This is a genomic window from Flavobacterium aestuarii (assembly GCF_040049115.1).
Lineage (GTDB): Bacteria > Bacteroidota > Bacteroidia > Flavobacteriales > Flavobacteriaceae > Flavobacterium > Flavobacterium aestuarii.
The window spans coordinates 292,925-304,435 of the sequence record NZ_JBDLZZ010000002.1 but is presented as its reverse complement, the minus strand read 5'-3'; the positions used below and the strand labels follow the sequence as shown (position 1 = coordinate 304,435).

9 protein-coding genes are annotated in these 11,511 nt (G+C 35.3%); 7 read left to right on the top strand and 2 right to left on the bottom strand.

Annotation, left to right across the window (positions count from 1 at the left end; translation table 11 throughout):
• Positions 1-262 precede the first annotated feature (262 nt).
• Both ABEG11_RS03305 and topA read right to left on the bottom strand, forming a co-directional pair.
• Positions 263-1,414 (bottom strand): formimidoylglutamase, encoded by a 1,152-nt coding sequence (locus tag ABEG11_RS03305; protein ID WP_348822769.1) that lies wholly within the window; start codon positions 1,412-1,414, stop codon positions 263-265.
• A gap of 73 nt (positions 1,415-1,487) precedes the next feature.
• Positions 1,488-4,025 (bottom strand): type I DNA topoisomerase, encoded by a 2,538-nt coding sequence (gene topA / locus ABEG11_RS03300; protein WP_348822768.1) that lies wholly within the window; start codon positions 4,023-4,025, stop codon positions 1,488-1,490.
• A gap of 387 nt (positions 4,026-4,412) precedes the next feature.
• Between topA and ABEG11_RS03295 the strand changes: the two genes are divergently transcribed.
• The 7 genes from ABEG11_RS03295 to ABEG11_RS03265 all read left to right on the top strand — a co-directional run bounded on the left by ABEG11_RS03295 (position 4,413) and on the right by ABEG11_RS03265 (position 11,508).
• Positions 4,413-5,996 carry a glycerol-3-phosphate dehydrogenase/oxidase gene (locus ABEG11_RS03295; protein WP_348822767.1) on the top strand — a complete coding sequence of 528 codons (1,584 nt, stop codon included), beginning with the start codon at positions 4,413-4,415 and terminating at the stop codon, positions 5,994-5,996.
• 446 nt (positions 5,997-6,442) lie between these two features.
• Positions 6,443-7,888: a tRNA (N6-isopentenyl adenosine(37)-C2)-methylthiotransferase MiaB gene (gene miaB, locus ABEG11_RS03290; RefSeq protein WP_348822766.1), complete on the top strand. Its 1,446-nt coding sequence runs from the start codon at positions 6,443-6,445 to the stop codon at positions 7,886-7,888.
• 57 nt (positions 7,889-7,945) lie between these two features.
• The gene (locus tag ABEG11_RS03285) at positions 7,946-8,335 is read left to right on the top strand and encodes a GxxExxY protein (RefSeq protein ID WP_348822765.1); all 390 of its coding nucleotides are present in this window, start codon (positions 7,946-7,948) and stop codon (positions 8,333-8,335) included.
• A gap of 50 nt (positions 8,336-8,385) precedes the next feature.
• Positions 8,386-8,532 carry a hypothetical protein gene (locus ABEG11_RS03280; protein WP_348822764.1) on the top strand — a complete coding sequence of 49 codons (147 nt, stop codon included), beginning with the start codon at positions 8,386-8,388 and terminating at the stop codon, positions 8,530-8,532.
• Positions 8,533-8,645: 113 nt separating this feature from the next.
• A complete protein-coding gene (locus ABEG11_RS03275; RefSeq protein WP_348822763.1) occupies positions 8,646-9,908 on the top strand; it encodes a sigma-54 interaction domain-containing protein in 1,263 nt (420 codons plus the stop codon).
• A 76-nt stretch (positions 9,909-9,984) separates the two neighbouring features.
• Positions 9,985-10,485 carry an LptE family protein gene (locus ABEG11_RS03270; RefSeq protein WP_348822762.1) on the top strand — a complete coding sequence of 167 codons (501 nt, stop codon included), beginning with the start codon at positions 9,985-9,987 and terminating at the stop codon, positions 10,483-10,485.
• A 72-nt stretch (positions 10,486-10,557) separates the two neighbouring features.
• On the top strand, positions 10,558-11,508 hold the full coding sequence (locus ABEG11_RS03265) for a tetratricopeptide repeat protein (protein WP_348822761.1): 951 nt from the start codon (positions 10,558-10,560) through the stop codon (positions 11,506-11,508).
• The last annotated feature ends 3 nt before the right edge of the window (positions 11,509-11,511 follow it).

The following is an 11,511-nucleotide window of genomic DNA, read 5'->3' as shown; positions in this document are numbered from 1 at the left end:
TTGGGGTTATCTATTCATTATTATCAGACTGTAAACCTATTTATTTTTTATTTAAAAAACAATTTTTTTTAGAGCCTTAAATTATTTGGTCAAATGTATGTTAAAATTTCTTAAAAAAAAATATTTTATCGCCGAAGCGCTAAAAAAGAACGACAAAAAACATACTTTTAAAAAAATTGTAAGCAATAGGTAAATATTTCAACAATTCATATTAAATTAACATTTTCAATTATAAATCGATAAATAAAAAAATGTTAAAATTTTAAACGCTGTTTTTCCGTTGTGCTTTCCACCATCTTTCTGGCATTTCTTGATTACAAGCTGCCAGATATTCATCATAAGAACATGGTAATAACGTATTTTTTTTGAGTTTATTACTTGAGTTCAAAACGTGCGGAATCTCAATCCACCACCTGTCTGTCTTATCACTTTTATAAAAAACTAAATCTTCCTCCTCTAACGGCACTATATATTTTAAATAATTCTCCCTGCTTCCAAAAGGATATTCATTTGATCTATAATTATATCCTTCTATAAAATACCAGCAAATTTGCGCTACAATAACAGCTTCCTGCTTAGAACTGCCGTGATTGAATACACCAAACGAAGTCACCTTGTCGCTTATTCCGGCATATCTGGCCAGAGAACATATTTCCTTACCATTAAATCCATTTGGGTTAAAATCGACAAAATCACCAGAATCCGAAGATTTCACCGAATTTAAATCAATACTGACTACATCTGCATCCCTAAAGACAGGTTCCGAAATTGATATATTATTTGAAACCTCTCCTAATCGGTAAGCATCAAAAAATAATTTTTCAATCAAGTCTATCTCCTCTTGAGAATTATAATAGGTTTGATATCCAATATTACAAAAATTAAACAGATTATTTGGTTCGTCAATAATTATTTTTGTTAAAAAAGAATCAGCATTAATAGCCTGATTTTCTTTACCAAAATCAAACTTACTATCAACCGCAACCAGATTCACCATTTGCTCCAAATCATCGTATGCTCTATAAAGCGCATATGTAATATCTTGAGAGCCGCCAATAATCACAGGTACAATCTTTCTTTTGATCAAGCCTGATGTGATCTTTTTTACAGCAAAATAGGTATCCTCCTTTGAATTTCCCGCAAGAACATCTCCCAAATCGGCGATACTGGCCTTCCAGTTTCCAGGAAACATCCCGTATAATTTTTTACGGATTGCATTTAAATCAATTGCAGCTTTTGCATTTATATCCCCTCTGTTATCAAGAACACCTATAATTGCAATATTAATTTTATCTAAATCAGGAACGGAGTCATTAGTATGTAATACAATTTTACTGCCCAAATGCTGAACAGACAATCCTTGTATATAATTTAAAATTTCACTGTCTAATGGTACTAGAAAATCAAACTCCATTTTTTCTGCTTCTATTATGTACTTAATCCTATATATATTCTTGAAACAAAATCAAGGTAACGGATCAAATTCTCTATTTCTTTTTGGCTACAGTTTTTTTAACAGCTGGTTTCTTTGCTGCTGTTGTTTTTTTTGCTGCTGTTGTTTTTTTTGCTGCTGTTTTTTTAGCAGGCGTTTTTTTAGCAATCATTTCCTGAACTTCGGCTAATGTTAATTTTGCTGCATCAACATCTTTGCTTAATTCAATTTTTATCTTGCCTTTTGTAATAACTGAACGCCCCCAACGTGCTTTTTCTACTAAAATGCCTTCGTCTTCCCAGTTATGAAGCACTTTATCAATATTCTTCTGCAATTTATCTTCAATCAATGCTTCAATATCGGATTGTGAAAGATTATCAAAATTATATTTCTTGCTTACATTTATAAAAATACCATTCCATTTGATAAAAGGTCCAAAACGTCCTGTGCCTTTTTGAACTCCTTCACCTTTATAAACAGCAATTGGAGCATCGGCAACAGCTTTTTCATCAATCAGTTCCTGAGCTCTAACCATTGAAACATCCAATGGGTCTTCCCCTCTTGGCAATGAAATAAAAACGCTTCCATGGCGTACGTAAGGCCCATAACGGCCATTGCTTACTTCTACTTCTTCTCCTTTATATATACCTAAATTTTTTGGAAGCAAAAATAAATTCAAAGCTTCTTCTAAAGTAATATTTCCAATGTTCTGCTCATGTCTAAGACTGGCAAATTTTTTGTCTTCATCTTCGGCATCTCCAATTTGAGCCATTGGTCCAAATTTCCCTAAACGAACTGAAACCGGCTTCCCTGATTCTGGATCCACGCCTAAAATACGTTCTCCGCTTTCTCTATCGGCATTAGCCTCTACATCTTTCACGGTTGGGTGAAAAGTATTGTAGAATTCCTGCATCATCTTAGTCCATTCAATATTCCCTTCGGCAATTTCATCAAAATCATGTTCTACTTTTGCAGTAAAATTATAATCCAAAATGTTTCCGAAGTTTTTTACTAAGAAATCAGTAACAATCGTTCCAATATCTGTAGGAACCAGCTTCCCTTTATCGGAGCCTGTGTTCTCCTTTAAAAGCTTCTCAGCCAATTTACCTGACTGTAAAGTTAATTGTGTATAATTTCTTTCTTGACCTTCCAAATTGCCTTTTTCAACATAGTTTCTATTGATAATAGTAGAAATTGTTGGTGCATAAGTCGAAGGACGGCCGATTCCTAATTCTTCTAATTTTTTAACCAATGAAGCTTCAGTATATCGAGCAGCAGCTCTCGAATATCTTTCGGTTGCTGTGATATACATATTCTGCAGTTTTTCATTGACTTTCAAAGCAGGCAGCATTCCTTCCTGTTCTTCCTCATCATCATCGTGTCCTTCCAAGTACACTTTTAAAAATCCTTCAAAAAGCAAAACCTCACCCGAAGCGGTAAAGATTTCATCATGATTGTTCGCTTCAATTTTTACATTCGTACGCTCCAATTTGGCATCACTCATTTGAGAAGCCAGAGTTCTTTTCCAAATTAAATCATACAAACGTGCCTGATCTCTGTCAATATCTACAGTATGACGAGTCATATCCGTAGGACGAATTGCTTCGTGAGCTTCTTGAGCACCTTTACTTTTATTTACAAAAGTGCGGGGATTTGAGAACTCTTTTCCATAAGATTTGATAATTTCAGCCTGAGCTGCATCCATAGCCTCTTTGGATAAATTCACGCTATCAGTTCTCATGTAAGTTATAAGTCCAGCCTCATACAACCGCTGGGCTAACTGCATAGTGATTCCAACCGGGAGATATAATTTTCTAGCCGCTTCCTGCTGCAGAGTCGAAGTTGTAAAAGGAGCTGTTGGTGATTTTTTGGTAGGTTTAGTTTCTAAATCTGCTACCTTATATATAGAACCGATATTTTGTTTTAAAAAATCTTCGGCTTCTTTTTTAGTATTGAAATTTTTAGGCAATTTAGCCTTGAATGATTTTCCAGCCTCATTTGTAAATTCAGCTACCACTGAATAAGTTGCTACAGCGGTAAAATTCTGGATTTCGCGTTCTCTTTCTACAATTAAACGAACGGAAACCGATTGTACACGGCCTGCTGACAAACCGCCTTTTACTTTTCGCCAGAGTACCGGTGACAATTCATAACCAACCAAACGGTCTAAAACTCTGCGCGCCTGCTGAGCATTAACTAAATTATAATCTATTTCACGAGGCTTATCAATAGCTTTGAGAATTGCAGTTTTGGTAATCTCATGAAAAACAATACGTTTCGTTTTCTCTTTTTTAAGTTTTAATTCTTCCGCCAGATGCCAAGAAATAGCTTCTCCCTCACGGTCCTCATCGCTCGCTAGCCAAACCATATCGGCATTTTTCGCTAACGTTTTTAATTTGGACACTAATGCTTTCTTCTCCGAGGAAACTTCATACTTGGGTGTAAATCCGTTTTCGACATCAACACCTATTTCTTTAGAAGGTAAATCAGCGATATGTCCATAACTTGACTCTACCTGATAATCATTTCCTAGAAATTTCTCGATCGTTTTCGCTTTTGCGGGGGACTCAACGATAACTAAATTCTTTGCCATCTTGCTTTTGTTTGAATCGCAAAAGTAATTTTTTTTTTTAAATATCACCCTTTCATTGATTTTAAAAACACATTAAATGCGATAAAGAATCATTCTTATCATTGAAAACAAAATATTTTCATTCATTTCAACACTCTCAACACATAGGGATGACCAACAATTAATCGATGGAGAACTCTATAATAGCGAAGCAGCAAAACAGCAACAGTAAAACTCAGTTTTGGTCTCTCCCTGAATCTCATTAGAAACAATAATATTAAATTGTAATTTGTAAATTCTTTATACCTATATATAATACCCAAATCCACAATTAGTTTTTCCAAAAGCAGATCCATTTAAATAATTAATTAAATTTACTACAGCCTAATCTAAATCTACAGCGACTGAATGAATCGAACTGAACAATTAAAACAGCTCAACAATGAACAAATTTGGGACATCGTCATTATTGGAGGCGGTGCCAATGGACTCGGTACTGCTGTGGATTCAGCAAGCAGAGGTTTTAAAACAATACTTCTCGAAGCGGTAGATTTTGCAAAAGGCACTTCAAGCCGAAGCACTAAACTAGTTCATGGCGGAGTCCGCTATTTGGAACAAGGCAATATTGCTCTAGTTATCGAAGCTTTGCAGGAAAGAGGCTTAATGGAAAAAAACGCAGGACATCTGGTAAAAAACGAATCGTTCATTATTCCAAATTACAACTGGTGGGGCGGTTATTTTTATACACTAGGCCTAAAAATTTATGATCTTTTAGCAGGCAGATTGAGCCTTGGAACTTCAAAATATTTATCCAAAGAAAAAACCCTCGAACTAATTCCATTCATAAAATCTAATGGCTTACAAAGCGGAGTACTCTATCATGACGGGCAATTTGACGATTCAAGATTAGCAATTAACCTGGCTCAGACTGCAGTTGAAAAAGGAGCCTGCATACTCAATCATTTTAAAGTAACGCAGCTCTTAAAAAATGATAAAAACCAAATCACAGGAATTGCCGCTGTCGACCAGGAGACTTTAAGCAAATACATTATAAAAGGCAAGGCAGTGATTAATGCTACGGGCGTTTTCACGAATGCAATTATGAAGATGAACGATATCGTTTATAAAAAATACATAGTCCCTAGCCAAGGTATTCATCTGGTGTTTGACAAATCATTTTTAGCTGGTGATTACGCTTTGATGATCCCAAAAACGAGTGACGGCAGAGTACTTTTTGCGGTGCCGTGGCACGATAAAATAGTGGTGGGAACTACTGATACTTTGGTAAAAAAACCAGATTTTGAACCAATTGCCCTGGAAAAAGAAATTGAATTTGTACTGGACACAGCACAAAGGTATTTAACCAAAAAACCAACACGAGCAGATGTGCTGTCGGTTTTTGCAGGATTAAGACCTTTGTCGGCTCCCGAAAAAAAAGGACAAAGCACCAAAGAAGTTTCCAGAAGCCACAAAATAATCGTTTCCGAAACTGGACTAATCACCATTACGGGCGGGAAATGGACAACCTATCGAAAAATTGCCGAAGACATTGTAAACAAAGCCATCGAAGTACATCAATTACCAAAAAAGAAATGCATCACCAGACACTTATCCATTCATGGAAACAAGAAAAACAGCACCTCCGATTTTGAAAATCATTTGTTTGTTTATGGAACAGATGCGAATGCTATTCTTAAATTGCAAGAGAGCGAGCCACAACTGAAGGAAAAACTCCATCCTAATTACGATTACACTTTAGCTGAAGTTGCTTGGGCAATACGATATGAAATGGCTGCGACTGTTGAGGATGTTTTGGCAAGACGTGTTCGTTTGCTGTTTTTGGATGCAAAAGCCTCAATTGAAAGTTCTGAAAAAGTTGCCTGTTTAATGGCAAAAGAATTACATCACGATGAAAGCTGGATCCAGAATCAATTAACAGAATTTAAAGCTGTTGCTAATGGGTTTCTATTAAAAGAGTTTCGGATTCCATAAAAATTATTTTACCACGAATGACTAATTCAAAAAAACTGTTAAGCCTTTTCCTGAAATTACAAAATCTTCTTTTGAAAACTAATATCCTAGCCCCGATTATAGTGAAAAGCCCGGAGCAGAAAAAGTAAAAGTTTCCTGTGCTGGAAAAGCGACCAGCGGAAGCTCTTTCCAGCACTTTGGAAACTTGCTTTTTTTGTGAGGACTTGCAACGGAAAGCGGGAAACAGCTACTTAATGATTTCAGATTTTTGATTAACGATTTTTGATTTTAGAATAAAAAGCTGATAAGGTTAAGTAAAATAACTTCTTTTGAAATTAGTCTTTCAAAATCATAAATCGGCAATCTCTAATCTTCAATCTAAAATCCTTTATTTTTTGTTAATTCTTCGGCTGACATCTTGTCATAATCACTGTATTTGCCGTATATTTGCGCTTTGAAAATACCCAATGGAAAAGATAATTGAAGAAAGCAAACAAGGAAATAGCCTTGTTTTAGATAATAAACCAGAGAATACCAAAAAACTCTTTATAGAAAGCTACGGCTGTGCTATGAATTTTTCGGACAGCGAAGTTGTAGCTTCTATATTGTCTGATGGCGGCTATAATACCACATCTGTTTTAGAAGAAGCCGATCTGGTTTTGGTAAATACCTGTTCAATCCGTGACAAAGCAGAACAGACAATTCGCAAACGCTTAGAGAAATACAATGCCGTAAAACGTACCAACCCGAAGATGAAAGTCGGAGTTTTGGGCTGTATGGCCGAACGTCTGAAAAGTCAATTTCTGGAAGAAGAAAAAATCGTTGACCTTGTGGTTGGTCCAGATGCCTATAAAGATTTACCTAATTTATTAAGCGAAGTCGAAGAAGGTCGTGATGCGATTAATGTAATTTTGTCCAAAGAGGAAACCTATGGCGATATTTCGCCGGTGCGATTGATGAGCAACGGAATTACGGCTTTTGTTTCCATCACGAGAGGCTGCGATAATATGTGTACTTTTTGTGTGGTGCCTTTTACCCGCGGACGTGAGCGAAGCCGTGAACCGCAAAGTATTATGAACGAAATTCAGGATTTGTGGAATAAAGGCTTTAAGGAAATTACGCTTCTGGGACAGAACGTGGATAGCTACTTATGGTATGGTGGCGGATTAAAGAAAGATTTTGACAACGCCAGCGAAATGCAAAAAGCGACAGCCGTGGATTTTGAACAGTTATTGGAAATGGTGGCGAGTGGTTTCCCAAAAATGCGTATCCGCTTTTCAACTTCGAATCCGCAGGATATGCACGAAAGCATTCTGCACGTTATTGCCAAATATCCAAATATCTGCAAACATATCCATCTGCCGGTACAATCCGGAAGCAATCGTATCTTGAAAGAAATGAACCGCTTGCATACCAGAGAAGAATATATGGCCTTGATTGATAAAATTCATGCCATAATCCCGAATGTTTCTGTTACACAAGATATGATTTCGGGATTCCCAACAGAAACGGAAGAAGATCACCAAGACACCTTGAGTCTGATGGAGTATGTGAAATATAGTTTTGGCTATATGTACAGCTATTCGGAACGCCCGGGAACATTGGCAGGAAGAAAAATGGAAGATGATGTTCCTGAAGAAACTAAAGCCAGAAGACTACAGGAAATTGTTGATTTACAAAGAGAACACAGCGCGATAAGAACACAGGAATTTTTGGGTCAGACTGTAGAAGTTTTAATAGAAAAAGCTTCAAAACGATCCCAAGATGATTGGTCAGGACGAAATTCACAAAGTATCGTTGTGGTATTCCCGAAAGAAAATTACAAAGTAGGAGATTTTGTGAATGTAAAAATCACTTCCTGTACATCAGGAACTTTGAAGGGTGAAGCGGTGGGATTGAGCGAGATGAATTGATTTTTCAACCACAGATTACACAAATTTTCACAAATTTATTCTAATAAAAACATAAGGATGACTGAGTTTAATGACTATTATTATAAAAAGGATGAAAACTATAAAATTATTGGCCTATGCATGGAAGTTCATCGTTTATTAGGACCTGGACTACTTGAAATAGTATATAAGGATGCATTAGAAATAGAATTCAAAAACAATAATATTCCATACGAAAGAGAAAAAGAATATGCAGTAGAATACAAAGGAACTATTTTACCTCATAAATTTTATGCAGATTTTGTGGTATTTAGTGATATTATACTCGAAATAAAATCCATAAAAGAGATTAGTAATGATCATCTTGCACAAACATTAAATTATATGAAACTAGCAGATACTCCAGTTGGAATAATCGCAAATTTTCAAAACAAATCATTAGTTCACAAAAGATTGATAAACACATAAAATTTTAATTTGTGAAAATTTGTGTAATTTGTGGTTAAAAATCAAAAAATATGTCTAAAAAAAATGTACTTATCGCTTTAATTACTTTCATCATTGCTTTTGGAACAACGTTCTATATCATCAGAACCTATTTTCCAAAACATAAAGTTGAAAAAACAGCTATTCAGAAAGACACAATAAGTAAACCAAAGCAATAAAAAGTTTTTTATTTAAAATTAAAAAACAACGATTTTTTAATTCGTCAATCATAAAAAATCATTAAAGTAAGCAGTTTAAACATTTAAACTATTTTAAACTTTAGACCTCAAAAATGGAAACAGTACAATCAATAAAACAACGATTTGAGATTATTGGGAACGACCCGAAGCTTAATCGTGCGATAGAAAAAGCCATTCAGGTTGCCCCTACTGATATTTCGGTTTTGGTAGCTGGGGAAAGCGGTGTGGGAAAAGAGAGCATTCCAAAGATTATCCATTCCTTATCACATCGAAAACACGGAAAATACATTGCGGTAAACTGTGGTGCCATTCCGGAAGGAACCATTGACAGTGAACTATTTGGTCATGAAAAAGGCGCTTTTACAGGTGCTACCAGCACTCGTGAAGGGTACTTTGAAGTTGCCAATGGCGGAACTATTTTCCTTGACGAAGTTGGAGAATTACCGCTAACAACACAAGTGCGCTTACTGCGTGTCTTGGAAAATGGCGAATTTTTGAAAGTAGGTTCTTCTCTGGTTCAAAAAACAAATGTCCGAATCGTAGCCGCAACCAACGTGAATTTATTCAAGGCTATCGAAAAAGGAAAATTCCGTGAGGATTTATACTATCGTTTAAGCACTGTAGATATTGTTTTGCCTCCATTGAGAGAACGTAAAGATGATATTCACTTATTATTCCGAAAATTTGTTGCCGATTTTGCCAATAAATACAAAATGCCTCCATTACGACTTGATGAAAGTGCTATTTTGCTATTGCAGAAATTCCGCTGGAGCGGTAACATCAGACAATTGCGAAATGTAGCTGAACAGATATCGGTATTAGAAACCAACAGGGATATCAATGCTTCTACATTGCAATCGTATTTGCCTACTGAAGACAACAGCACACTTCCATCGGTAATAAAAGATAAAAAAGCAGACAGCGATTTTAACACTGAAAGAGAGATTTTATACAAAGTGCTTTTTGATATGAAAAGCGATTTGCACGATTTGAAAAAACTAACTTTAGAATTGATGCAAAATGGCAATACCAATGTTCAGGAAACCAATAAATCACTTATCAAAAAAATATATGGCACTAAAGAAGAAGATAGTGAAATAGATTTTGAAGAAGAACCAAGAACTCAGTTTTTATCCAACCCAAACATAGAGCAGGATTATGAAGATCAGGAATCTAATAATTATCTGCTGGCAGAAACCATCGAAGAGGAAGAAATATTAAGATTGGAGCAAAAAGAAATCGAAATGATTAAAAAATCATTGGAAAAAAACAAAGGAAAACGAAAAGCAGCTGCGGATGAATTGGGTATTTCGGAACGTACTTTATATCGAAAAATCAAACAATTTGATTTGTAAAAAATCAAACCCAATAACTAAAAAGATTACTTTTGAAAAAATATCTGCTCATAAATAAGCATTTCACGAAGTCATTATGAAAAAAATACATTTACTATTACTTATTATTTTGGCTACGGCCAATAGCTGTTCTGTATACAACTTTACGGGAACAGGCAAAATTGACGCCAAAACTTACCAAGTAAACTTTTTTCCGAATACTTCTGATTTGATTGAGCCAGGTATCGACAGAACATTTACGCTGACTTTGCAGGATTTGATTCAGAATCAAACGAACCTGCATCTGGTTAAAAATAATGGTGATTTAACATACGAAGGCGAAATTACTGATTACCGCATCAGTCCAATGACTGCAACGGCTGATCAGAAAGCGGCACAAAACCGATTAAAAATCCGAGTGCAGGTCAGATTTACTAATAAAAATAAAGAGTCGGATGATTTCGATAAATCTTTTGAATTTTATTACGATTACCCAGCAGCACAGCAGCTGACAGGCGCTACAAAAGATGCAGCCATAAAAGAAATTTTCGAACGAATTACGCAGGATATTTTCAATGAATCATTAGCAAAATGGTAACATTCTAATTAACAGGTATGCTAAAATTAGAATAAACAGAAAAAATGAATCAGAAACAATGAATCAGAAACAATGAACATCAGCAGCTATAATTATTTATTAAACCAGCCTGAGGAAATCGACGAAACTCAAACCGCTGCTTTAGAAAAAGTATTGGATGAATTTCCATTTTTCCAGAGCGCAAGAGCATTGCGGCTTAAGGGGCTTTACAATCAAAATAGCTACAAATATAATTTTGCATTAAAAATAGCTGCTGCACATACTACAGATCGAAGTGTACTATTTGACTTTATAACTTCTGAATCTTTTACAGCTATTCAAAAAAAGACCTACGAGAAAAAAATTCAAGAATTACTCAACATCACGGTAATTGACAGCAAGATAATCCAAAAAGAAGTACCTCAGGAAATCAAGACAACTCCTTTAGAACATTCCATCCTTACTTCGATAAAAGAAGCTAACACTAACAGCAACTCTCTTTTTATCGACAGATTAGATGTTGACAAGAATGTTGAACAATCAATTCTAGACTCAATAAAAGAAGCTGTTCCTGCAAAAACCGAAGAAAAAAATACTGAAACTGAAAAAAAATTAGAGATAGGAAAACCAATAGATTTTTCGAAATCAGAAACACATTCGTTTCATCAATGGCTTCAGATTTCGAGAATCCAGCCAATAATACGAGAAAATCCAAAAGCTGAAATCAGTATGGCAACAGATCCTGATCCTGTCATTGACGAAAGCAAAAAGAAAAAAGCAGAACTGATAGATAAGTTCATAGAAACCAGCCCAAAAATTCCACCGATTAAGCCTGGAGCTGTGTTTACACCCAATCTGGATCTTAACAAAGAGGATAATTCTTATTTAATGACCGAGACATTGGCTAAAGTTTATTTGGAACAGAAAAAATATCAAAAAGCCATACAAGCTTATGAAATATTAATTTTGAAATATCCAGAAAAAAGTAGTTTCTTTGCAGACCGTATAAAAGATATCAGGATAATTCAACAAAATAACAATTAATAA